The 25,637-nt window shown below is 36.0% G+C and carries 22 protein-coding genes; 16 read left to right on the plus strand and 6 right to left on the minus strand.

From position 1 onward, the window contains the following. Positions 1-36 precede the first annotated feature (36 nt). On the plus strand, positions 37-642 hold the full coding sequence (locus MKX78_RS06365) for an exonuclease domain-containing protein (RefSeq protein ID WP_095370127.1): 606 nt from the start codon (positions 37-39) through the stop codon (positions 640-642). 182 nt (positions 643-824) lie between these two features. Here MKX78_RS06365 and MKX78_RS06370 read toward each other — a convergent pair whose 3' ends face one another. The 3 genes from MKX78_RS06370 to MKX78_RS06380 all read right to left on the minus strand — a co-directional run bounded on the left by MKX78_RS06370 (position 825) and on the right by MKX78_RS06380 (position 4,914). Continuing rightward, positions 825-2,279, minus strand: coding sequence for a carbon starvation CstA family protein (locus tag MKX78_RS06370; RefSeq protein WP_095370126.1), 1,455 nt, complete (start codon positions 2,277-2,279; stop codon positions 825-827). A gap of 171 nt (positions 2,280-2,450) precedes the next feature. Next, positions 2,451-3,182 (minus strand): LytR/AlgR family response regulator transcription factor, encoded by a 732-nt coding sequence (locus MKX78_RS06375; RefSeq protein WP_307317561.1) that lies wholly within the window; start codon positions 3,180-3,182, stop codon positions 2,451-2,453. Next, positions 3,166-4,914: a sensor histidine kinase gene (locus tag MKX78_RS06380; protein ID WP_341050289.1), complete on the minus strand. Its 1,749-nt coding sequence runs from the start codon at positions 4,912-4,914 to the stop codon at positions 3,166-3,168. The genes MKX78_RS06375 and MKX78_RS06380 overlap by 17 nt, the downstream gene beginning before the upstream one ends. Positions 4,915-5,154: 240 nt before the next feature. On the opposite strand from MKX78_RS06380, the gene MKX78_RS06385 reads away from it, so the two are divergent. The 4 genes from MKX78_RS06385 to MKX78_RS06400 all read left to right on the plus strand — a co-directional run bounded on the left by MKX78_RS06385 (position 5,155) and on the right by MKX78_RS06400 (position 9,159). Beyond that, positions 5,155-5,355 (plus strand): cold-shock protein, encoded by a 201-nt coding sequence (locus MKX78_RS06385; protein WP_095370123.1) that lies wholly within the window; start codon positions 5,155-5,157, stop codon positions 5,353-5,355. 164 nt (positions 5,356-5,519) lie between these two features. Further along, positions 5,520-6,263: a type I methionyl aminopeptidase gene (map, locus tag MKX78_RS06390; RefSeq protein ID WP_095370122.1), complete on the plus strand. Its 744-nt coding sequence runs from the start codon at positions 5,520-5,522 to the stop codon at positions 6,261-6,263. A gap of 202 nt (positions 6,264-6,465) precedes the next feature. Beyond that, a complete protein-coding gene (locus tag MKX78_RS06395; RefSeq protein ID WP_095370121.1) occupies positions 6,466-7,458 on the plus strand; it encodes a zinc-binding dehydrogenase in 993 nt (330 codons plus the stop codon). A gap of 438 nt (positions 7,459-7,896) precedes the next feature. Continuing rightward, positions 7,897-9,159, plus strand: a complete 1,263-nt coding sequence (locus MKX78_RS06400) for a S8 family peptidase (protein WP_341050290.1) — start codon at positions 7,897-7,899, stop codon at positions 9,157-9,159. A 48-nt stretch (positions 9,160-9,207) separates the two neighbouring features. Here MKX78_RS06400 and MKX78_RS06405 read toward each other — a convergent pair whose 3' ends face one another. Further along, entirely contained in the window at positions 9,208-10,518 is a 1,311-nt protein-coding gene (locus tag MKX78_RS06405) for an MFS transporter (protein ID WP_307317688.1), read from the minus strand. Between the two features lie 150 nt (positions 10,519-10,668). Here MKX78_RS06405 and MKX78_RS06410 point away from each other — a divergent pair, with 150 nt between their 5' ends. Then, entirely contained in the window at positions 10,669-11,820 is a 1,152-nt protein-coding gene (locus tag MKX78_RS06410) for a DEAD/DEAH box helicase (protein ID WP_341050292.1), read from the plus strand. A gap of 282 nt (positions 11,821-12,102) precedes the next feature. Here the strand turns inward: MKX78_RS06410 and MKX78_RS06415 are convergent, their stop codons facing one another. Then, positions 12,103-13,626 (minus strand): FAD-dependent oxidoreductase, encoded by a 1,524-nt coding sequence (locus MKX78_RS06415; protein WP_095370117.1) that lies wholly within the window; start codon positions 13,624-13,626, stop codon positions 12,103-12,105. Positions 13,627-13,802: 176 nt separating this feature from the next. Here MKX78_RS06415 and MKX78_RS06420 point away from each other — a divergent pair, with 176 nt between their 5' ends. Beyond that, positions 13,803-14,945: a trans-sulfuration enzyme family protein gene (locus MKX78_RS06420; protein WP_307317550.1), complete on the plus strand. Its 1,143-nt coding sequence runs from the start codon at positions 13,803-13,805 to the stop codon at positions 14,943-14,945. A 309-nt stretch (positions 14,946-15,254) separates the two neighbouring features. Next, complete coding sequence (rraA, locus tag MKX78_RS06425; RefSeq protein WP_095370115.1) at positions 15,255-15,734, plus strand: ribonuclease E activity regulator RraA; 480 nt, start codon at positions 15,255-15,257, stop codon at positions 15,732-15,734. A 627-nt stretch (positions 15,735-16,361) separates the two neighbouring features. Here the strand turns inward: rraA and MKX78_RS06430 are convergent. Further along, on the minus strand, positions 16,362-17,276 hold the full coding sequence (locus tag MKX78_RS06430; RefSeq protein WP_322910031.1) for a VanW family protein: 915 nt from the start codon (positions 17,274-17,276) through the stop codon (positions 16,362-16,364). Between the two features lie 165 nt (positions 17,277-17,441). Here MKX78_RS06430 and MKX78_RS06435 point away from each other — a divergent pair, with 165 nt between their 5' ends. The 8 genes from MKX78_RS06435 to MKX78_RS06470 all read left to right on the plus strand — a co-directional run bounded on the left by MKX78_RS06435 (position 17,442) and on the right by MKX78_RS06470 (position 25,552). Next, positions 17,442-17,780: a lmo0954 family membrane protein gene (locus MKX78_RS06435; protein WP_307317545.1), complete on the plus strand. Its 339-nt coding sequence runs from the start codon at positions 17,442-17,444 to the stop codon at positions 17,778-17,780. Between the two features lie 26 nt (positions 17,781-17,806). Continuing rightward, complete coding sequence (locus MKX78_RS06440) at positions 17,807-18,451, plus strand: PspA/IM30 family protein (RefSeq protein ID WP_307317542.1); 645 nt, start codon at positions 17,807-17,809, stop codon at positions 18,449-18,451. A 98-nt stretch (positions 18,452-18,549) separates the two neighbouring features. Beyond that, positions 18,550-19,281, plus strand: coding sequence for a cell wall-active antibiotics response protein LiaF (liaF, locus tag MKX78_RS06445; protein ID WP_095370112.1), 732 nt, complete (start codon positions 18,550-18,552; stop codon positions 19,279-19,281). Continuing rightward, the gene (locus MKX78_RS06450; protein WP_307317538.1) at positions 19,278-20,321 is read left to right on the plus strand and encodes a sensor histidine kinase; all 1,044 of its coding nucleotides are present in this window, start codon (positions 19,278-19,280) and stop codon (positions 20,319-20,321) included. Before liaF ends, MKX78_RS06450 begins: the two co-directional genes overlap by 4 nt. Then, a complete protein-coding gene (locus tag MKX78_RS06455) occupies positions 20,318-20,953 on the plus strand; it encodes a response regulator transcription factor (RefSeq protein WP_095370110.1) in 636 nt (211 codons plus the stop codon). Before MKX78_RS06450 ends, MKX78_RS06455 begins: the two co-directional genes overlap by 4 nt. A gap of 425 nt (positions 20,954-21,378) precedes the next feature. Continuing rightward, positions 21,379-21,549 (plus strand): RAxF-45 family protein, encoded by a 171-nt coding sequence (locus tag MKX78_RS06460; protein ID WP_307317536.1) that lies wholly within the window; start codon positions 21,379-21,381, stop codon positions 21,547-21,549. A gap of 204 nt (positions 21,550-21,753) precedes the next feature. Continuing rightward, positions 21,754-23,640, plus strand: a complete 1,887-nt coding sequence (abc-f, locus tag MKX78_RS06465) for a ribosomal protection-like ABC-F family protein (RefSeq protein ID WP_340978190.1) — start codon at positions 21,754-21,756, stop codon at positions 23,638-23,640. A gap of 586 nt (positions 23,641-24,226) precedes the next feature. After that, positions 24,227-25,552: an oligosaccharide flippase family protein gene (locus tag MKX78_RS06470; RefSeq protein WP_095370108.1), complete on the plus strand. Its 1,326-nt coding sequence runs from the start codon at positions 24,227-24,229 to the stop codon at positions 25,550-25,552. Positions 25,553-25,637 lie beyond the last annotated feature (85 nt).

A 25,637-nucleotide genomic window follows, 5' to 3' on the forward strand; every position in this document is an offset into this window, starting at 1 on the left:
TATATGCTAAACAAAAAAAGAAAATGGAGGGTTAGTGTGCAAATACATGAGGGGTTAGGGCTTGTTCTTGACGTAGAGACAACGGGCTTGTCGCCAATTAATGATGAAGTAATTGAAATCGCCTTGAAGTTATTTTCATTTGATCAACAGACAGGTGATATTCTTACCATAAAAGACGAACGAAGCTATTTAAGAGAGCCGGAAACCACCAGTGCATTAAGAAATTATAATCAAGCTTATAAAATTCACGGCATCCCTTTTGAAGAAGTGGTGGGGAAAAGCTTTGATGATCGTGAAATAAAGAAGATGTTCGCATATGCGGATATCGTACTTGCTCATAATGCATCATTTGATAGAAGCTTTCTCTATCAAATGTACCCTAATGATGTAAATGAACTGAAATGGTATTGTACGATGAGAGGGGTCCCGTGGAAAGAATATGGTTTCTATAACAGTAAATTATTGACGCTTTTAAAAGGTCACCAAATCACAAACTATCAAAATCATAGAGCAATGGATGATATTACATATTTACTAGAATTACTGAAAAACAAAAATCCAAATGGAGAATCATATTTAAAGGATGTTTTAAGGAAAGGTCCGATGCGTAAGTATCAGCCTAAAGTCAAGAAGTATATTTGATTTCCTCATAAATAATATCAAATCTATCGTATAAAAAGGTGTTTTCACTGTAAATGATCGTTGTGAAAGCACCTTTTTTACTATGAGCCTATGTCCATTTAAAGTGTAATAATATAGAACTGACATTACTAACGATAGAGTCTCTGATTGTTAATCAGAGACTCATATAAAGATATGAAACATTAAGCTACACTATTATTCCAATTAGATATATCTTCTTCCAATGGAATTTTATTAGCTCTAGCTTTCCGTGCAGCAATAAAGAATATTGTAATTAAAACGATAGCGCCTATAGCTCCACCTATCCAAGAAGTAGTCATAGAGAGACCAAAGCCGATTTGGGCATTTAAGATATACGTAATTACCATCACTAACATAAAACTACCTGGTATTAAAGCGATAAAGTAATTCTTTTTAGCAATATATAAGTACATAGCACCGACAAACAATGCAATTACAGCTGTTGATTGGTTTGCCCAGTTGAAGTATCTCCATAATACATTAAAATCGACTTGGGTAAGTACCATGGAAATTCCAAATAACGGTACAGCAATCCATAATCGACTAGAGAACTTAACTTGAGGAAACTTAATATAGTCGGCAATTATCATTCTAGCACTTCTAAATGCGGTATCGCCTGAAGTGATAGGAAGTACCACTACCCCTAACACAGCTAATGTACCACCGATTGCTCCAAGTAAAGTTGTAGATACTTCACTAACTACTGCACCAGGACCACCGGCAGCAAGCATTTCATTTAAGCCACCATAACCATTAAATAAGCTCATTGCAGCTGCGGCCCAAATCATGGCAATAATACCTTCTGCAATCATCATTCCATAGAAAATCTTTCTTCCTTGCGTCTCATTTTGAGTTGTTCTAGAGATGATGGGTGTTTGGGTAGCATGGAATCCAGATAGCGCCCCACATGAAATGGTAAAGAATAATAAAGGTAGCAAAGGAGCATTGTCAGGGTGAAAATTCTGAAAAGAAAGCTCAGGAATAGGTGCACCTGTGACTAAAAGACCGATACCAACCCCCAATGCACTAATTACTAATAACGCACCAAAATAAGGATAAAGACGACCAATGATTTTATCAACAGGCAAGAGTGTTGCTAAAATATAGTAAAGAAAAATAAATCCGATAATAAGACCTAGTGCGACTTTTCCGTCCATTAAAAGGTGTAATAAACTAGCAGGAGTAGAAACAAAGACTGTACCTACTAATAATAACAATAGTATTGCAAAAGCATTTACGACATGCTTCATAACTTTTCCTAAAAATTTACTAGCTAACTCAGGCAAGTGAGCTCCGCGATTTCTTATAGAAATCATACCTGTTAAGTAGTCATGTACAGCACCTGCAAAGATACAACCGATAACGATCCAAACAAACGCGACTGGTCCATATAAAGCACCTAAAATTGGCCCGAAAATTGGACCTGTACCAGCAATATTAAGTAATTGAATAAGTGAGTTTTTAGATGTACTCATAGGTAGATAGTCGACATTATCTTTGTGTGTGAATGCAGGTGTTGCTCTAGCTCCTTTCACCCCAAAAACTTTCTCAACATACTTACCATAGGTGAAATACCCAATAATTAATAAGATAATACAAGAAAAAAATGTAATCATAGCATTGCCCCCTTTGTTAATGTATACGTTTTCATTTATTATAAATGACTATGATTCAAGGTTGAGTATTTTGAGCATAACATGTATAAATCCGTGATTAAGAGGTCCTTAAATTAAATTAAGATGCATTTTTTAGTGTAAATAGTCTGATAATTAATTGAGCTCCATGACCTATATTTCTAGTTTTGTTCTTAAATCTTTTACATAATTTCTGCTGACAGAAAGTTTTTCATTCGATCCTTTTAGCTCTAACTGAAATGCCCCATTGAACCAAGGAGAAAGTTTATTAATATATCTTAAATTAACAAAATAGCTTTTATGTATTCTACAGAAAGAATAAGTAGATAGTCGATTTTCTAGCTCTTTTAATGATGCTTTTGTCTCATAGGCATTATCTACAGTTATGATTCGTGAAAATTTATCTTCCTTATAAACATAAATAATATCTTTAGGTTCGATGTAAATAATTTCTCCATTGTCTTCAATTGCTAGCTTTCCAGCTAATTTACTTTGCTTAGGTAGATCTATTGGTTTTAAATATTTGATGATCCGGCTGACCGTTTCAGAGATTTGCTCTTCATCATATGGTTTCAGTAAGTAATCAATCGCTTCATAACGAAAAGCTTCTACAGCAAACTGAGGGTAAGCTGTTGCGAATATGATTTTAGGTGGATTTTTGAATTCCATTAAACTTTTAGCTGTTTGCATGCCATCCATTTTGGGCATTTCGATATCAAGAAAAACGATATCTGGCTGTAATTGAATCGTTTGTATGATGGCATCTTCTCCAGAATCAGCTTCGCCAACAATATGAATAGAGTCAAATATGGATAACAAATGCTTTAATTCTTCCCGGCTGTACGGTTCATCATCTACAACGAGCACTTTAATCTTTGTCTTCATTTTTTTCCCCCATTGGTATATTAAAAGTTATTTCCGTTCCATTGTTTTCTTCACTATTTATGTGTAATCGGGCGTTCTCCCCAAATGTCATGATTAACCTTCTATTTACATTGTATAATCCAAGACCTGTGCCTATTTTTGATGCGATTGGTTCTTTCCCAATTTGCTTTAACCGATCATGATCAATACCAAGACCATTATCTTTAATAGATATAGCAACTTCATTGTTCATTTGTTTAATTTGTGCTTTAATCATACAATTTTTGTTCATTTGCTTAAATGCATGTTTAATTGCATTTTCTACAATAGGCTGTAAGGTGAGCGGTGGAATCTTACTATTAAGAACTTCATTTTCAATATAATAATCGACTTGAATTCTGTTTTCAAATCTCGTTTGTTCTATCATTAAATAGGCTTTCATATGAAGAATATCTTGTTCCAAAGTGATACGGTTTGCGGTTGTTGCATTTAAGTTTTGCCTTAGAAATTGAGACAAAGTAATAAGCAGTTTTCTTGCTTTATCGGCATCAATACGGACGAGAGAGACAATGGTATTTAATGTGTTAAAAAGAAAATGGGGACTAATTTGCGCTTGCAAAGCTTTAATTTCTGCTTCTTTAGCCAATTGAAATGCTTTATCTGCTTCGGCTATTTCTAGCTGATTACTTAGTAACACACTTAAACCTGAGATCAACTCAATTTCTAAATTAGTCACTTCCTTCTCAGAGGTGAAATATACCTTTAAAGTACCGATGATTTGCCCGCGTTGCTTTAGGGGAGCAATGACAGCTGCTCCAAGTGGACAATGCTCATTTTGACATTGTATTTCTTCATTACCTACTACTATTAGTTTACCATTATTAATTACTTCCTTTGTGATTTCTGTTTGGATGGGGTGGTCTACTCGGTGATGATCATCACCTGAACCAACATGGGCAAGAATCACATGTTTATTTGTAATGGCGACTGCCTTTGCATGTATTTCCCTTAATAATATGGTACACACAGCATTAGTGGAGACCTGTGTCATTCCTTTCCTAAGATGTGATAAAGTTTGATCAGCGATTCGTAATGACTTTTGCGCTTGTAGTGCTCCTGCCTTTTCTTCTTCATTCACTACATTTTTAATGATAAGGAGGAATAAGGCTGATCCTACACCGTTTGCAATAATCATTGGAACACCAATTACTTCAACTAAAGAGACGGCCTTTTCAAACGGCCTCGAAAGAAGGAGAATAAGAAGCATTTGAACGGCTTCTGCAGTAGCTCCTATAAAAAAGGCAGAAGATAGCTTTACATGGTCTTTCTTCTTATGAAAATAGCCTGCTATTAGTCCGGATATAATCGTTGCTAATCCACATGAAAAGGCAGTAAAACCACCTAGTGTAAAACGATGGATTCCAGCAATTAATCCAGCACCCAAACCTACTTTATAACCACCGAAAAGCCCAGCTAAAACAACACCTATTACGCGTGAGTTAGCAATTGCTTCTTCACTTGTTAAATTAGATGCCCATCTGTCTATATTAAATGTCTCAGCATTTAAAGATAAACCTGTGTACGTCCCGATTATTCCGAAAAAACCAAAAAATAAGATCGCTTTTAATTGTAGATCTTTTTTTACATTTTCCTTATAAATCATATCTCGAAAAAATTGGAACCGTGTTAGAATAAAGGCTATGGTAACAATAATACCTAGCCTCTCTAACATAGTAATGAACAATTCAAACATAAGAAAACTCCTTCGTCATATATACATCTATCATACATTAAAAGGGTAAAATATCTAAGTATCATAAAAATTTTCGAAAAATTCCCGCTTTTACCTTTGCATTCTTTTCCACTTTCTGCTATTATGAAAGAAATTATTTTTGTTCGGAATGTAAGTAGGATGCGTTTGTAGACGTTTGCTTCATGTATGTTCCACAAGAATAGTCATAATTTATGTGTTATACATAAGGAGGATTTATTCATGGCAGAAGGAAAAGTGAAATGGTTTAATGCAGAAAAAGGTTTTGGTTTCATTGAAACACAAGAAGGACAAGATGTGTTCGTACATTATTCAGCTATCCAAACGGAAGGTTTCAAAACGCTTGATGAAGGACAAAGCGTAACATTTGAAGTGGAAGAAGGTCAACGTGGCCCACAAGCTTCTAATGTAGTTAAACTATAATATGCTTGAAATACAAGCCTGATGAAGGGCTTGTATTTTTTTTGGCGAAAACAAGCGGTTGTTTTCTAAAAAATAGTACAATTACAAACTTACTGGAATCCTTTTTTTCTTAATGATAAATAGACTATAATATAGATAGAGACTAAATAAAGGTAGGAATCGTTATGATTGTAAAAACTGAAGAAGATTTAGCGGGTTTAAAGGAAATTGGGAAAATTGTTGCTTTAATCAGAGATGAAATGATTGCTCAAACAAAGCCTGGCGTCACAACTAAAGAATTGGATGAGATAGCTGGAAAGATGTTTGAAGAGCATGGGGCATTATCTGGTCCAAAGGGTGAGTATGACTTTCCAGGATATACTTGTATTAGTGTAAACGAGGAAGTAGCACACGGTATCCCTGGAAATAGAGTCATTGCAGATGGAGATTTAGTTAATATTGATGTATCTGGATCAAAAAATGGTTATTTCGCTGATACAGGTTTATCAATCGTTGTAGGTAATGGGGATGAGAAACTACAGTCTTTATGTGAAACAGCGCAAAAAGCTTTTGATGAGGGCCTAAAAAAAATAAAGCCAGGTACGAAACTTAATCGAATCGGAAAATCTGTCTACCAAACAGCAAAAAATAATGGTTTTAATGTTATTATGAATTTAACTGGCCATGGAATTGGTCGTTCTTTACATGAAAAGCCAGATCATATTCTTAATTATTTTGATAACTGGGATAATCAATTATTACGTGAAGGGATGGTTATCGCTTTCGAACCCTTTATTTCCACTGGAGATGAAGAAGTTCGTGAACAAAGTGATGGCTGGACTTTCATTACACCTAATAAAAGCTTTGTTGCGCAATGTGAACATACAGTTATCGTGTCGAAGGAAGGCCCGATTATTATTACGAAGTAAATCAAATGAAGAGCGGTAGCGATATCTAGTCGTGCCGTTCTTTTTTTGTTTTTTTAAGATGAGCTATTGAATTGCTTTAATTAGAATCTCCCTGTGTTTGTTGAAACTGACTGGATGAGATATGCAATTTTCTTAAGGTTTATCACTTTTCACAACAATAGATTACCCTTATGATAGATATAAAAAAGGAGTGTGGGAACGAATGAAAGCAGTGATACATAAAGGTGAAGCAGGATTGAATGGAACGGGTTATCAGGACGTAAATGATTTTACTGTTGGTGATAAAGAAGTAAAAGTTGAATTAAAGGCGGCTGGATTAAACCATAGAGATTTATTTATTCTTCATCGACATCAATCAACTGAACCAGCACTTGTATTAGGTTCTGATGGTGCGGGGGTCGTGGTGGAAATTGGTGCAGAGGTGACGGGTATTAAAGTCGGAGATGAGGTTGTCATTAATCCAGGATTAGGCTGGGAAAAAAATAGTGACGCACCACCAGAGGGGTTTGAAATTGTTGGCTTTCCGTATCACGGTACTTTTGCCGATCATATTGTTATTCCTGCCATTAATGCTTTCCCTAAACCTCCACATATGTCATGGGAAGAGGCAGGCGTGTTTTCATTAGCAGGTTTAACTGCTTATCGTGCCTTATTTACAAGAGGGCAAGTAAAGTCTGGGATGAAAGTATTTATCCCTGGCATTGGTGGAGGAGTGGCTACTTCTCTTTTACAATTTGCTGTAGCAGCTGGTGCGGAAGTATACGTTAGTTCTCGTTCAGAAGAAAAGCGAGAAAAAGCTTTATCATTAGGTGCTAAAGAAGCTCTGGATAGTGGGGCAGATTGGCAAGGGGAAATTGGGGGCAAAATGGATCTAGTCATCGAATCAGTTGGAGCTGCAACTTTCAACCAATCCTTAGCTGTTCTTCGTAAAGGAGGCACACTAGTAATTTTCGGTTCATCTACAGGTGACGAGGTGACAGTAAATCTTCGACAATTCTTTTACGCACAGCAAAACATTCTTGGTAGTACAATGGGAAGTGCTGAAGAATACAAAGAAATGATTACGTTTATGAACGATCATAAAATCAAGCCAGTAATGGATCAAGTTTATCAGTTAGCAGATTATCAAAAGGCATTTGCCAGATTAGAACAAGCAAAACAACTAGGAAAAATCGTTTTTCAAATAGGTAAATGAGTAATAAGGGTGAACGAAGAAACTAAAAAACTTCGTTCACTCTTTCTTTTATCCAACATAAAAAATCGTCGGATATTGTATCCACTAAAAAAATGAGTGCTTTTCTAAAGGGAAGGAGCTCAAAAATCACTTTTTCCTTCAAATTAATGGAAGATAATGATGTAATATTACACTTTTATACCTTTCTAGAGACCTAAATTCACTTTTAATTCCGAGTAATAAAAAGGGTAATTATCATGAATATTGATTTTATGGAAAAAAATACCTGATTTAATGTTGAAAAAAATGTCTGATGGCCTGCTACTTGGAAAAAAATATGTCAAATTTACTGTTTTTTACAAATAAATAAATGCTGAATTTTACACATTGTTGTAGTCTGAATTTTTGAAATATAATTACCCCTAAGTAAGACATTACAATTTGGGGAGGAACAAGTAAATGACGAAAAAGAAAACAGTAGCAGCTGCACTACTTAGTCTTACGTTAGGGATGTCCGTATTTACATCAGGTATTTCTGCACAAGTTTCAGATGAAGCAAAAGGGAGTGAAACATATCGCGTATTGATACAAGCCCCTAGCAATTCTGTTAATGCATTAGAAACAAAGTATGAAAAACGATGGGACTTTGGTAAAGAAGGCTTCACTGCAGATGTGAGTGCTAAGGAGTTACAAACATTACAAGCGACAAAAAATGTCGAAGTACAAAAGGTAAATGAAATGAATATAGCAACAGTAACAGGAGAAGTGTCGAAAGCAGAAGTAACAGCTGTGCCAAGTTCACAAACACCTTGGGGAATAAAATCAATCTATAATAATCAATCTTTAACAGCAACATCAGGTGGTAATGGTATCAAAGTAGCTGTGCTTGATACAGGTGTTTATACAAATCATATTGATTTAGCAGGATCAGCAGAACAGTGTAAAGACTTTACACAATCAAGCCCACTTGTAAATGGCTCTTGTACTGATCGTCAAGGACATGGTACACATGTAGCAGGAACTGTTTTAGCACATGGTGGTAGTGATGGACAAGGTGTTTACGGAGTAGCTCCTGATGCGAAGCTATGGGCATATAAAGTGTTAGGTGATAACGGTTCTGGTTATTCAGATGATATCGCTGCAGCGATTAGACACGTAGCAGATCAAGCAACTAGCACAGGCTCTAAAGTAGTTATTAATATGTCTCTTGGCTCTTCCGGTAAAGATTCACTCATCTCAAGTGCAGTAGACTATGCATACAATAAAGGTGTATTAGTTGTTGCTGCGGCAGGAAACAGTGGTTCAGGTAGTAATACAATTGGTTATCCAGGAGCATTGGTCAATGCAGTTGCCGTTGCAGCTTTAGAGAATGTGCAACAAAATGGGACTTATCGCGTAGCGAATTTCTCATCAAGAGGTAACCCATCAACTGATGGAGATTATGTCATTCAAGAGCGTGATATTGAAGTGTCTGCCCCAGGTGCAGCAGTGGAATCCACTTGGTATAATGGCGGTTATAACACAATCAGTGGTACTTCAATGGCTACACCACATGTAGCTGGTTTAGCAGCAAAGATTTGGGCTGCGAATCCTTCTTGGAGTAAATCTACTTTAAGAACAGAATTACAAAATCGTGCCAAGGTTTATGATATTAAAGGTGGAGTTGGTGCAACAACAGGCGATGACTATGCATCAGGATTTGGTTACCCTAGAGTAAAATAATTAAAATAGGGGTTGCTATATTCAAGTAGCAACCTCTTTTATATATGATTATGACGTGCTAGAATTCTTTAAATACTTAGGATTTTTCATAACCGAAACGAGAAGGATAACCCCGCTTGCAATCAGTAATAGACTTGTAGTAATAAAAACGGCAGTAAACCCAAAGGCCCCAGCAACCATTCCTCCCATAACTGGTCCGATGACATTTCCTAGAAATCTTAAACTAGTATTATATCCCAGCACCTCTCCTTGCATGGCTATAGGTGCAGCCTGTCTAATATAGGCAATACGCACAGGTATAATTCCTCCAATAGTTACCCCGAGTGCAAAACGAATGATAATAAGCTGCCACATTTCAGTGACAAATCCACCTGGAAAATAGACGATACCAGCTAAAAACAATAAGGCCATTAATATTTTAATATAACCATAATTGTCCCCAAGCTTTCCCCAAGTTTTTGACATCATTAAGTTACCTACACCAGCTGCGGAAAAAGCAATACCTGCATATAGAGCTAAATTTTCTGGGCCATGTATTTCGCTGACATAAAGGGACAGAATCGGTTGAATACTAAAATGAGCGACTTGGATCAACATCGATAAGATTAAAACAGTCACAAGGACAGGGTTTGTAAGTATATGTTTTAATACTTCTTTACTCGTATAATTCTGCTTCTCTGATTTCTTCACTTCATTGATTTGAAATTCTTTCGTGAAGATAACAAGAATCGCAGAAATAAAAATGGCTAATGATGTCCAATTGAAAGTAGAAGAAAAACCGACCATGTCAGCTAGTGCACCACCTATTAAAGGTCCTAAAAGAGAGCCTGTGATACTTCCTGTTTGTAAGGTGCCAAGCACTTGTCCTGCCATTCTTTTTGGTGTTTGTGTAGAAATAAAAGCTTGTGAAAGGGGAATAAAACCTGTGAAGATACCCATAAATAGCCTTAGATAAAACAAATGCCATACGCTTGTCGCAAAACCTAATAGGAAAATACAAAGGGCCATTCCTGAAGCAGAAATGATTAACACCTTTTTCTTTCCATACAAATCACCAATTCTTCCCCAAATTGGAGCTACAATAAAGGCAGTAACGAATGTAATGGCAAAAATCCAACCCGACCATCTTTGAATATAAGCGTCGGAAAACTGACCAAAGGTTTCAATATATAATGATATAAAGGGCAAGACCATCGTCATACTAGCTGAAACAAAGAAGTTGGCAAACCACATAATTTTAATATTTGTCTTTACTTGTGGATGGATCATGAACGAACACTTCTTTCTCATTTGAACATTTCGTAACACTAAATTTATCATAAACGAACTCAACCAAAATAAAAAGGAAAAGGTTTTTATACGACATTACCTTATAAATAACGAAAGTCGATTTAACATGAGCCATTGTTATTTGAACAGGATACCTTTATATTATGTATTATAAACGTATTTCATCTGCATGAAGTCGTTTTAAACTGTTTATCGTTAAATAAAGGAGTTATATCATCTATGGAAGTTATTGGCGAACTAAAGCCGTTTATTAAAAAAGTATGGGAACAATCGCAATTTAAACAACCAACAAATATACAGCAAGAGGCGATTCCAGTAGTATTAGAGGGAAAAGATCTTATTGCTCAATCCCCAACAGGTACCGGAAAAACGTTAGCGTATTTATTACCTGTTTTAGAAAAGATTCAACCAGAAAGCAAGGATGTGCAGGTAGTTATTCTCGCATCATCCCAAGAGTTAATTATGCAAATCTTAAGTGAAGCACAAAAGTGGGGAAGAGATAGTAATATCCGTAGTGCATCGTTTATCGGTGGTGCGAATGTAAAGAGACAGTTAGAAAAATTAAAACAACGTCCACATATCGTTTTGGGTACCCCAGGCAGAATACTTGAATTGATTAAGCAAAAGAAATTAAAAATGCATGCGGTGAAAACAGTTGTCCTTGATGAAGGCGATCAGCTTCTCATTCCCGAACATCTTGAGCATGTGAAAAGTATAATAAAAGCGACTTTAAAGGAAAGACAAGTAGTGCTGTTTTCTGCTACTTTACCTAAAACAATAGAAGTAGAAGCTAAAGGTTGGATGAAATCACCAGAAGTTATCACCATTGAAAAAGATGAGACGATTACAGCAGGTGATGTGGGGCATATATACTTTAACGTGGAACAACGGGAAAAAGTTAAAGTATTGGAAAAGCTTTCTCGAATGGATCATTTGAAGGCGCTGGTATTTGTTAAGGATATCCCCAATATCATGATTATGAAAGAAAAGCTAGAGTATAACCATATTCACGTAAATGTACTTCACAGTGATTTAAATAAATTCGAAAGATCTAAAAATTTGAATGGCTTTAGGAAAAAGGATGCTCGCTTACTTTTATCAACAGATGTAGCAGCGAGAGGTTTAGATATTAAGGGAATTACTCATGTCATCCACTTTGACTTACCACGTGAGAAAACGCAGTATATCCATCGCTCAGGGAGAACAGGACGTTTTGGTGCAGATGGAACAGTGGTATCACTTGTTACCATGAATGAAGAAAGAGATTTAAAGCGCTTTGCTAAAGAATTAAATCTTCAATTAGAAGAGAAAATAATGCACGGCGGAAAAATCGTCAATCCAGAACATCAATCAAACGAAAAAAGACGCTAAGGAGTAATGGTGTAAGACGCTACAATAAGAAATCATAGAAAATCCGCAACAAGGTTTGATGGTTGCGGATTTTTTTCTTTTTGTTCTATATCGCTACATTTCAAGATGAAATGGAAACATCTTCAATCTATCGATGCCGATTTTGATTAATTAAGAATGTACAATTTTTTTCAACCACTTATGTGACATTATTCTATCTGGAAGCCGCACTAATCCAGTTAAAAGAAAAACATTTAAAAAGTTTCCAAAACTTAGCTTACCTTACCTTTATGGTCATATGCGTTAATCCATCTTTTCCAAAGGTTCAGTTGCTGGACCTTCAATGACCTCGCCATCATATGAAAAACGGGATCCATGACATGGACAATCCCAAGTGCGATCGCCGGCATTCCATTCTGTTTCACAACCTAGATGAGTACAAGTTGTGTCAACAATATGAAGTTGGCCATCATCATCGCGGTAACAGCCTCGGCGTTTTCCATCCACTTTCACCAGGCCGCCTTCATTATTTGCTAGATCCTCAGGGTGCTTAAATTCTGGCTCGAGTTTCCCTTTTATTAATTGTCCTGCAACATCTGCATTATAAGTGATAAAGTTTTTAATACTAGGGTTCGCATGAAATCTCGATGGGTTAAAAAGTTCCTGATAAGGTGTATGCTGTTCAGTTATTAAATCTTTTAACAAAATTCCGGCAGCTGTACCGTTTGTCATACCCCATTTGCGATAACCAGTAGCCACGAAGATATTATTTTCATTAGATGTGATAGGACCAATATAAGGTATTTTATCTAATGAAGTTAAATCTTGTGCAGACCAGCGAAAGGTGATTGGCTTTTCCCCGAAGACCTCATTAGAGAAAGCCTGTAATGTCTCGTAATGTTGATAAGTGTTAATGCCTTTTCCTGTTTTATGACCCTCTCCGCCAATAAGAATAAGTTTCTTACCAGTCTCCTCTGAAGTTGTAGCACGGATCGAACGGACAGGGTTATTGGCACAATAGTACATGTTTCCTTCAAAATCGTCGTCACTTTCGATAGCAATTACATAGGACCGTTCAGGTAAAAGCCTGGAGAAATATAAACCTTTCCATTTTAAAAATGGGCTATGGGATGCCATAACAACATAGTTACATAAAATACGATGCCCTTTATTTGTTATGACAACAGGTTGTTTACCTTCCTCGATATCAACGACCGTTGTTTGTTCATAAACAGTACCTCCTAAGTCGATGAAACGCTTAAGTAAGCCTTCTAAATATTTAACCGGATGAAATTGTGCTTGATTGTTCATTTCAAGCACACCTGTAGTTGGAATGGAGAATGGGATACTCTCTTTTAATTGCCCTATAATCCCCAATCTTTTATAGGCGTCATATTCAAAAGTTAATTTTTCACTGTATTGATCATTGGTTGCATAGATAAAAGAGCTTTCATTACTAAAATCGCAATTTATATTTGCTGCTTCTTTTTCAATCATTTTTATTGCGTCAGCTTGGGCTTCATAATACAGTCTTGCTTGCTCTATGCCGAAATGTTCAATCAACTCGTCATATATTAAACCATGCTGTGCAGTCACTTTTGCAGTTGTATGGCCAGTCGTTCCTGCTAAAACTTCCCCGGCGTCTAATAAAATCACTTTCAACCCTTCTTTAGCCAATAAGTAAGCTGAAGTAATCCCTGTTATACCAGAGCCAATGATAACTACATCTGTTTTAGTGTTACCGTCCAATGATTGATATTGGAGTTGTTTTGCTTCCAACCAGTACGATTGAGGGTATTTCGGCATATTATTTTTTTCATTATTCATACAATCACCTCTAAAATATATATCTCCGTTTAATATAGCCTTATGGATGTTTCTTATACTTCTTTCCTCAATTGACGTAAAAAAGTACAGTGAGCTATAATGATAGAATTAAGAAATTTATGAAAATAAAACAAGGTGATTTATACTTTTAGTGTATAAAAAGGAGATTCAATAGGATGAAATTTGAGACGGCATTATTACATGGAGATAAAAAAGAAAAGCGCACAATTCAAAGTAAAGCAACACCGATTTATCAAACATCTGCATTTACTTTTAAAAGTTTAGAAGAACTAGAGGGTTTTTATAGTGGAAACGGCAACTACTTGTATACGAGATCAGGCAATCCAAACACTGATGAGTTAGGAGAAGTTGTCGCAAGATTAGAAGGTGCAGCATCAGGAGTTGCAGCTGCATCAGGTTTAGGTGCCATTATGGTAGGAATATTAGCAGTGGCTAAAAATGGTGATCATATTATTGCTACTGATGATGTGTATGGAGGAAGTTTTCATCTTATTGTGGAAGAGCTCACGCAATTCGGTATTGACGTAACAATTGTTCCTTTTAGCGATATGACGCAAGTCGAGGCGGCAATCAAAGAGAACACGAAGCTTTTATATACAGAATCAATTACTAATCCTTTATTAAGAGTAGAAGATCTTAAAGCTGTTGTATCATTGGCGAAAAAATACAATCTGAAGACATTGATTGATAATACATTTGCTTCACCGTTTCATTGTCAGCCGATTGAGCTTGGGGTAGACATGGTTGTTCATAGTGCGACCAAATATATTGGTGGGCATAGTGATGTCACTGCTGGTGTCATTGTTGGTAGTACTGAGTTAATCGAACTGGCTGCAGCAAAAGTCGTAAATCTTGGCGTGAACTTAAGTCCTTTTGAAGCATGGTTAACAGTAAGGGGAGCAAAGACATTAGCATTAAGGATGAAGGAACAATCTTATCATGCGAAAAAAGTAGCAGAAGCTTTACTTATTCATGAAGGAGTGGAGAGAGTTTATTATCCCTTCGAACAAAATGGAGCATATGGATACGGGGCAATGGTCACGATCGAACTGAAACAACAAGCTGATGTATCAACTTTTTTCCGTTCACTAGGGTGGATAAAAATTGTTCCTACTTTAGCTGGTGTTGAATCTTCTGTTTCACATCCAATTACAACTTCGCATCGTGCGGTACCAGAAGAAACTTGTGAGGCGTTAGGCATTAATGAGCATTTGATTAGAATCTCCATTGGTATTGAACATTACGAAGATATTATTTCACAGCTTTCCATGGCTATTGAAAAAGCAATGAATAAGTAAAAAGAAAGGCTGTGACGGTGGTGGTCACAGCCTTAAAATATTTAATTTAAGAGGTCATCTATCTCTTCTTTTTTTTCATCTATTTGGGTAGAATCTTTTGAATGAAGCGCGTACCTTAATGTGTAAACAAAAACGCCAGCAGCCAAACCAACGATGAGTAAATAAGCGCTTGTTGCTATCCATAAATAAGCGATAATGATCCACCCCTTTCATTACACTTATATGCAAGTCATCACTTTTTCTTTCCATTAGACAAAGGAAACTTTTCATCGGATGACGAAATTAATTAGTAGAGTGAGGAGGGATATCATGTCTTTTAAAACAGCAGATTTATGTGACGACCATCATGAATATGTAAAGGTAAATCAAGAAGTATTATATTCATACGGTAAGAAAAAGAGATTCCATGGTAAGGTTTCAACAGTTAAGGTTTTTGAAGATAATGTACTTGTACTTGAAGCACTGGAAAGTATCCCAGAAGGTCATGTGCTTGTTGTTGATGGTGGCGGGTCAAGGAGATGTGCACTTATGGGCGATCGATTAGCAAAAATTGCAGAAACGCGCGGATTGGCGGGTGTCATTATATATGGTTGTGTGCGAGATACAGCAGATATAGCATCAATGGATATTGGTGTATTAGCAATTGGTAGTAGTCCATTAAAAAGTAGAAAAGCTGGCAAAGGAGATAGGGATACGATCGTGACATTTGGGGGGCTTGATTGGTTGCCAGACGAATATGTATACGCTGATGAAGATGGTGTCATTGTTTCAGAAAAGCCATTGTTATAAAAGGGAATAATAAAAATAATCCTTGGTCTTGCCCCTTTCAAGTAGTCAACATAAAAAAACAAATCAAAGAACGCGTGTCGATAATATTCATTAGGCACGCGTTTCTTTATCTCCTTTTGTAATCGTAATAGTAAATGTAATCCTCGGGTAGTTTGTCTCCTGCCTCCCAATTACTTATATACAGCTATGCGGTTTTTTTAGGGTGAGGTGAAAAGAGTGATTCTATACAGCCTTCCTTTGCGTGAGTGGCTGCTCTTAATTTTGTAAATCCCCCTAATCGGCAGCTGAATAGCTTTAAGTTATATTCAAAGCCTTGATTTGAACGAAGAACAGCTAATGTAAGTTAAATCATTTCTGTTGGATAGCTTTCGAATGATGAGTGGTATGTTCATTGCCGTCATTAATCTGTGTAATTAAGCACCCACATTCATTTAAATCGGCAGGGGACGGCTGTTTTAGGTTTCTTTGGCATAGAAAAAATCCTCCAAGTAGTATTCTAATCTTCATGGAATCATGAAGGTTTTTTATCTACTTGAAGGGGACATGAACATTCGTTATTTAAGAATTTAGGCTGTCACTTTTAATCCCCAGAGGGTATAAAATAAGGTCGGATAATAATTCTCCGTTTTAAGTATCTCCGTTTGCACGTATTTCTTTTGGTAATATCTTTGAAGCGTTGGGAACATGGCGTGGTGAAGTCTCAATTTCGTCTGAAGATTTGATTACAACAATCATTTGACCACCATAAACGTGTGCGCTTATAAGTAAAGGAAACTCATAAGGGTTTGTAAAGGTAAAGTCTGGTCCATACCAACTTACTGTTGCGTCTCTTCCTTTTGGTACATAAGGGACTCTTTTGCTATGGGAGAATCTCTCGCCAATTTCAACACCGGCACGATCGACGGCATTAAATAGTGTAGAAGAGACCTGGCATATCCCGCCACCAATATCTTCAGATAGTTCCCCTCTTACAATTACGGGCGCACGTAGGTATCCTTTATCCTTCGTTCTTCTCCCAACAACCTCATTAAAAGAAAATGTTTCTTCAGGAAAAATGACATAATTATTAATAGCCTCAGTAGCTAATGAAATATTATGAGAGCGATTTTGATTATTGCTATTAAAGTAAGTGACATACTGTCCAATTGTTTTCACATTGATTTGACTGATTAAGTCTTTATCCACTCTTGCTGGTACAGATATAAGAGGAAGCTGGATAGTTGAGACTCCTTTGGAGAAATAATAACGAAAAAATTGATTCTTGAATTCTTTACGGTATAAACGCTTTCCTTCAATTTCTGAGATAATCATATTTCCTTTAATATAGGCGTCTTTAGGGGCAATAAATGTTTTTTTATCGAGATCTTCCATAAATGTCTCGAATTTTTTCATTTCAATAAATGGCAAATTGGACTGTGGAATAGCAAAGTCCTCTCTCTGTATTTGTGTAATTACTTTATCTTCTTTTTTAATTGTGAATATGGAATCATCATTGATAGGTGAAATCATTAACAAAAATGAAAGCAACCAAGAATGAGACATTGTCACACCTCCCAATTGTAGTATGAACTTAAATTAGTTTTACATGTATAGAATAAAATGGACTCAGCTCTCGTTCAGACTTAAGTCTTAGAGCAAAATCAAGCTGTGGCACGTTATGTACGATCTTATAAATAGGTAAGATAAATAGTGAAAGGAGGATGAGAAATGAAAAAATTTCTTTTAATCATAGCAGGTGGAATTGCGGCAATAGTTGTATTGGCGAATTTAGGTTCACTTATCGCATTAGCGATTACAGCTGCATTACTTTATTTAGTATTTAAACAATTTATCAAAACAGATGGTTGGGAAAAAGTAGCTTGGGGTACTGTAGGTGTCGTTTTACTATTGTTCTCTATCAGTAATATCCCAGCAATTTTAGCTGTTCTAGCTCTTTATGTCATTTACCTGATTTACAAAAATTGGAATAAAGAAAAGCCAAAAACAAGACAAAGTGATGATCCATTTGTGAACTTTGAGAAGCAATGGTCCGATCTTCATAAATAAGCTTTGAAACAATAGGAGGAGACAATATGGTAAATCTATTAACAAGAATTAAAAACACGATTGTAACAGATATCAATGAGGTGCTCGACAAAAAGGAAAGTAAAAATCCAATAGCGTTATTAAATCAGTATTTGAGGCAAAGTGAGCAAGAAACAGAAAAAGTGAAAAAATATATCGAAAGACAATTTAAGCTGAGAGAAGAATTTCGTAAAGAACTTGCCCATGCCATGGATATGGCTACTAAAAGAAAAGGACAAGCGGAAGTTGCTGAACGAGCGGGTGAAGAGGAGCTAGCAACATTTGCGAAGACAGAAGCACAGTACTTTTCTGAAAGAGCAGATAAATTACAAACGATGGTGGCAGAAGCATCAGAGGAGCTTGGAAAGTTAGAAAGACAGTATGAAGAAATGAAGCATAAACTAAAGGATATGCAAATTCGCCGGATGCAATTAATGGGGAGAGAAAATGTAACCCGTGCCCAAGTAAAAATGAATAAAGTATTAGGAGAAGAACACTCCCAGCAAACTGCTTATGATAAGTTTAATGATATGGAGAAATATATTTCAGAGTTAGAACAAAAAGTGCAAAATCAATACTTCCATAATCATATTGATAAAAAAATTGCTGATTTAGAATTGAAAATGAAAAAGGATGATTCCTTGCAGTCATAAAAACATGGTATGCTAAAGATAATTGACCGAGAAACAAGCATTGAAAGGCGTAAGGCCGACTTGCGCCTTTTAAACAACATGATTAGGAGGGATGTCACATGTTTGAAAAATGGAATGAGGACTATAAAATGTGGATATTCATTGCCTTGGCAATGATTATTTTAGAAATGTTCTTTTTTAATCATGGGCTGATCTTCTCAATTATCATTGAAATTGGTATGATCTATATTGGTCGTAAATGGATGCCGAAGACTAGGGGCAAGGTCCTTTTTTGGCTAGGGATTTTACTTTTTGCGATTACTATTTTTAATATGATGGCATTCAAGTTGTTAATCCTTGCACTTATTGTTCATTTTGGTTATCAATTTTACTTAACGAAAAAGAAACCAAAGAAGGTTCAGCCTAGAGCAGAACAGCGGAAAGCAGATGAGCGAAAAGAGGCTGTGGTTCAGAAGAAGAACTTATTAACGAATAAAATCAGTGGGCATCAAAATACTTCTGAAGAGGTATATGAATGGGGAGATATAAATATCCAATGTGGCTTAGGGGATACTGAAATTGATTTGAGCTATACGGTATTACCTAATCAAGAGAATATCATATTTATCAAAAACCTTATTGGAAATGTACGCATATATATTCCTTATGATGTAGAGGTGTCAATCAATCATTCTGTTATTGTTGGCTCTAGCCAAATTTTCGATTTGGTAGAGAAAAGAGCTTTTAACCGCAATTATATTTTTGAGACGGAAAATTATAACCAAACTGAACAAAAGGTGAAAATCGTCACCTCTTTAATTGTGGGTGATATAGAGGTGAAGCGCTCATGAATATGGCTCAACGTCAGATCTTATATGGAGTGCTTCTTTCATTACTATTACTTATCAGCATGATGTTGTCGTTTTATTTTATTTTCCCTATTCGCCTGATTGATTTCTGGCATTTTAAAGTAGTTGATATTCCCTTTGCATTGTTTGCACCAATGATAAGCATCTTATTAGGTGTTTTTTATGGGTTATTATCTGGTTATAGATGGCAGAAGCAACTGAAAGAGATGGAAGGCTGGCTTCATGAGGTAGAAGAAGGAAGAGTACTCACGGTTAATCATGAGGAAGTAAGTGCTGATGTTCAAAACATATATCAAAGAATGATTAAAATACAGAAGCAAATATCAGAACAGGCAAAGTATACGCAACGGCTCGCAAATGAAAAAGCGAAAGATATTGATAATCGTATGCAAGAAATTATATATGAAGAAAGAAATCGTTTGGCAAGAGAATTACACGATTCAGTCAGTCAACAGTTATTTGCTGCATCTATGTTAATGTCAGCGATTATGGAACAAACAGAGGAAAAATCGGCCAATGAGGTTAAGCAATTGCAGTTAGTAGAAGGGATGATTCACCAATCCCAGCTAGAAATGCGTGCTTTATTGCTTCACCTACGCCCTGTTGCCTTAAAAGGAAAAAAGCTAATAGAAGGTATCGAGGAACTGCTGCTTGAGTTAAAACAAAAAGTCACAATGAATATCAAATGGAGAGCAGAGGACTTTTATTTAGATAAAGGGATTGAGGATCACCTTTTTCGCATTCTACAAGAATCTGTTTCCAATACTTTGCGTCATGCAAAAGCAGACACCTTAGATGTATTACTTATTCAACGTGACGGATTTGCTATTCTACGTATTATTGATGATGGCATCGGTTTTAATGTAGATAAGGCAAAAGCAGGTTCATACGGTATTCAAAATATGTATGAAAGAGCACTAGAGATTGGTGGTACATTAAAAATGATCAGCCTTCCTAATAAAGGAACAAGATTAGAAGTAAAAGTACCAATTATTGAAGGTGGAGGGGGCGATGAAAAATGATACGCGTATTATTTGTAGATGACCATGAGATGGTGAGGATTGGTGTGACCGCTTATTTATCAGCTCAACCTGATATAGAAGTAATTGGCGAGGCGGATAACGGTAAACAAGCGATCGAGCTGGCAATGGAATTACGACCAGATATTATTCTAATGGATCTAGTGATGAAAGAAATGGATGGGATTGAAGCGACAAAGCAAATTGTTGAGCAATGGCCAGAAGCAAAAATAATAATTGTAACGAGCTTCTTAGATGATGAAAAGGTTTATCCAGCACTTGAGGCAGGAGCTACTAGCTATATGTTAAAAACATCAAAAGCAAGTGAAATTGCTCACGCGATTCGCAGAACACAACAAGGAGAATCTGTTTTAGAACCTGAGGTCACTGGAAAAATGATGTTAAAGATGAGAGGAAAAAAAGAACAACCTCTCCATGAAGAATTAACCAGTAGAGAAATGGAAATTCTACTTCATATGACGCAAGGAAAAACTAATCAAGAGATTGCTGATGAACTATACATTGCTTTAAAAACGGTTAAAACACATGTAAGTAATATCTTAAGTAAACTTGATGTCCAAGATCGCACTCAAGCCGTAATCTATGCATTTAAGAATCATATAGTGAAAGAATAGTTTAGAGAGAGTTTTGTGATGAAGCTCTCTTTTTTTGGTCTTAACCTGATTGGTGTAGAGATGCATTTATCTTAACTCTAAGTCAAATGTTGATGTCCTTTTAGTCAATTAATAAAGGGAAAGGGATATTGAGCTAGCTTTTGCACTGCTATTTACTGGGGATTTTTAATAGGATAGTTAACTTAGAAAATTTTACTCAGAATAAACGAGCAAGGGTACTTAACCAAGCCTACATTCATAACAGTGAGTAGATGATCATGATATTTATAAATTTGAAAGTAGCCAATGTAGATGGGTATATTAGCCTTTTCCCACAGCACAGAAAATCAAAAAATCGATAAAATATATGTTTGAAAATGATTGTTATTTTAGAATATTTCATTTAAACTAGTAGTAACTGAATGGAAAAAGGAGGTGTAGAAGAGATGAGAGGAACTGTTTTAACGCGTGGAAAATGGCTTGAACATTTAACTATTTTCTGTGCAATTTTTGGCGCAATGACTGCTAACGGGATACGTCTGTCCTTTTATAACAATTGCATAGCTAAAATAAGCAGTGAAACATCTCTTTACACCCGTCAAAGAGCACAATCATAATACTGAATATTTTCTTGTATGGATACAGGTGAGTATTTATATTTAAATGAGAAAAGGGTCACAGGAGAAGTTTATTCTCTGTGGCCCTTCTTTTCATTTAATCAAATTTCTGTCTAGCTCATGTTGCTTACGGTGGTAGGAAAAAATGAGCTTTAACGCTGACAAGTGACGAAATGAGCTATTCTTAATATGGAGGAAAATGAAATGATAACGAGCGGACAAAATATAACGAAATTGTACGGTGGTGATACAGTCTTCACTAATATTAGTTTTGACATACGGAACCACTCGCGAGTAGGTATTGTTGGGAGAAATGGTAGTGGAAAGTCTACGTTATTAAAAATCATGGCTGGGGTAGAACAACCTGACCAAGGTCAAATACATTGGCGTAAACATATTGTGATTGGCTATTTACATCAAATACCAGAATATAATGAATCAGTTATTGCTTTGGATGTAGTGGAGGAAGCCTTTTCTAATTTACTTGGGGTAAAAAGAAAACTAACAGATATGGAACAAAAATTAGCTCAATCACACACCTCGAATGGGGTTGAACAACTACTCAATGAATATGGGAAGTTACAAGATTATTTTATGAATGACGGCGGCTATGAAATAGAAGGAAAAATAAAAGTAGTCATTAATGGACTTGGTATAGAAACATTAATGGAGAAAAAGTTTCAAATGCTTAGTGGTGGAGAGAAAACAAAAGTTTGCTTAGCCAAAGAGCTACTTAAGAAACCAGATTTATTATTATTGGATGAACCGACAAATCATCTTGATCTCCAAGCTGTTGATTGGTTAACAAGTTTTATTAAAGATTATGAGGGGACAATTGTTATGGTTTCACATGATCGGTACTTTCTCGATCAAACTGTGAAGATGATTATGGATTTAGAAGATGAAGAATTAACGAATTATCATACCAATTATTCTGATTATGTAAAAGAAAAGGAAAGTCGACTATTACAGGAATTTCAAAAGTATGAAGATCAACAGAAGAAAATAAAAAAGATGAAAGAATCGATAAAAAGGTTAAGAGAGTGGGCAAATCAAGCCAACCCACCTAATGCCGGGCTCCATAAAAAAGCAAGTAGTATGGAAAAGGCACTAAATCGGATGGAAAAGATAAAAAAACCCGTTTCTCATCGCAAACTACATTTGCATTTGGCAGCAGAAGAGAGAAGTGGGAAAGACACGTTAGTTATAGAAAATATGACAAAGTCTTTTAGTGGAGAGATTGTGTTAGAAAGTATTGACATGCATTTACGCTTTCAAGATCGTGCAGTGCTTGTTGGAGAAAACGGCAGCGGTAAAACTACATTAATAAAATTAATTTTACAACGTTTACTTCCAGATGAAGGAGAAGTGCGAGTAGGTAGTAATTGTAAAATTGGCTACTTAGCTCAACAAATATTTACAGAGAGAGAAAACCAAGAAAAAACCGTACTACAATTGTTCAGGGAAATACATGCTGTAGCGGAGGGAGAAGCGAGAGGGATTCTCGCAAATTTTCTTTTCTATGGTTATGCCGTTCATAAGAAGGTGAAACAGTTAAGTGGTGGTGAGCGCATGCGACTGCGTTTAGCACAACTCATGTATCAAAATGTGAATTTTCTTATCCTTGATGAACCCACAAATCATCTCGATATTGAATCGAGAGAAGTACTTGAACAGGCACTGCAGGAATTTCAAGGAACCATTTTAGCTGTTTCTCATGATCGTTATTTCATCGAGCTATTATTCAACCAAACGTATATATTGAATCAGAGAAGGCTTTCCTATTTTAATGGTTCATTCACATATGCATGGGAAAAGTGGTGCAACCAAATTCAACAGTTGGCACCTCCAATTAAGGGAGCGATAAAAAAGGTTGAAAGGGAAAGTACAGTAAAACAAAATATTCATCAAACAGATGATATAGAAGAGGAATTGGAAAAGCTAGAAGAAAGATTACAGATAATAGAAAGAAAGATGATGACTGGTGAAGCCTTGAGCATGTTGCAAGACTTACAATATGAGAAGGAACAATGTCAAATAGAACTGGATTACTTATATAAGAAGTGGTCAGCATCTTTATTGGAAGAATAGATAGAAAGGTCGGTACTATCTGTGCCAGTTATACATGGGTAGCATGCAAGCTGAAGATTGGAAATCAGACTGACTATACCTGTGTATATGGATAAAAATCAGCAAAAAGTGTTGATGTAAGAAACATCGCCACACATCCATTGTCCATTTATGGTGTGTAGGCAGTTGATGGATTAGCAAACAGAATATCACATTAAAAAGGGTTGTCCAAAAAGTCACTTCTTCGACTTTTGAGCAACCCTTTTACTCTTTTCAAAGCCTTCGTATAGGACAAAGATACTAAAAATGAAGTGTTCAATTTACAGAATTATCCATGAGGTTTCTTACCCTTTTTCTTCATTAATATTTGATGAAAGACAAAAATATCCCTTCTCTAGCAAATGCAAGTGAACCGCCCCTGCAGTGGCTATATCGACTTTATCTACCATTCATTGTTCCATATGTATGTCCCTTTTTTAGGTTAGAAAAAAACAAAAATAGAGTGAAGTGATCAGCAAACAAATATTCAACTAGGTTAATAATTTTAAGGGTTGTCTCATAGGATAGAAGAGATTATTTATTTGTGGGAACAAAAAGGAGAGGCGAAATGAACAAGTTCTTCAAGGGATTGCTTTTATTAATTCTAGCGGCTTTTGCAGGTGAATGTATTGAATTTCTGATTAATATGGTGCTTGCTAGGCAGTTAGGTGAACATGGTTTAGGGCTTTATATGTCTATTCTTCCAACCATTTTTTTGATTGTTTTATTAGCTAGTTTTGAAATGCCTGTTTCCATCTCTAAATTTATTGCAGAAAAGGATAGAAAATATCACTATAGTATGCTCAATCATGTGATTAGAATGACGGTTATCTTTTCACTTATATTAATCCCGTTAGCATCAGCGATTCTCCCATTTATTACTGTTTTTGATGATTATCATCCACTATTAAGGTGGATGGCTATTATTCTCATACCGATTATTTCATTTTCTTCTATTGCTAGAGGTTATTTTATGGGCAACGAACAAATGGGGAAGATTGCTTCTGCCAATTTTTTGAGAAAATTCATTCAGCTTTCATTGCTGGTATTACTTTTTCATTTGTTTCGCTTTGAAACGGAAACGGCAGTTTTTATAGCTGTTTGTACATTTGTTGGCAGTGAAATAGCGATTTTTGCTTACTTCATTCATTTATTTGTCATCCAGTATCAAAGGATGAAGAAATTGCCGTTTGAGCCGATGTCTGGTATGAGTGTGTGGAAAAACTTGATGGGGGTGTCTATCCCTACAACAGGTCTACGGATATTTCATGCTTTAACCCATGCGATCCAACCATTTTTAATAAAAGCAGCATTGCTAAAGTCTGGAATCAGTACGGATATTGCCACTGAACATTTTGGGATGGTTGCAGGTGTAGCAATGACAATTGGAATGTTTCCCGCTTTTATTGCTCATTCCTTTATGGTTATGCTCATTCCTACTGTTTCAAGAGCATATGCTGAAGAGAAGCATAATTACTTACGGCGGTTACTTCAACAAGTATTTTTTATCACCTTCTTGTATGGCGTTCCTTCTGTTACCATTTTTTATTTCTTTGCCGAACCTTTAACTAGTACATTTTTCCATTCGATAGAAGCAAGTATATATGTGCAATTACTGTGGCCATTCTTTCTGTTACACTTTTTTATTTTCCCTATGCAAGCATTTCTTATCGGTTTGGGGCTTATGAAAGATGCCTTTTATCATGCTGTGTGGTCAACACTTATATCTTTTGTTGCGATGTATGTATTTGGTTCGATGGAAAGTCTGCAAATGCATGGCGTAATTTTAGGCATAAATATGGGAGCCATTTTATTAATGTTCATGCATTACATGACGATATGTAAGAAGATTGGTGTTACTTGGTTTCTTACAAAACAAACAAGTTTTTCTTAAAAAAATAAAAAACACTGTAGGGGAAGAAGATCTATCATTCGTCTATTAGGGTAAGAAAAGAAATAAAGGAGGAAAGGGTAATAGA

This window comes from Cytobacillus sp. FSL R5-0569, from assembly GCF_038007265.1.
Classification (GTDB): domain Bacteria; phylum Bacillota; class Bacilli; order Bacillales; family Cytobacillaceae; genus Cytobacillus; species Cytobacillus kochii.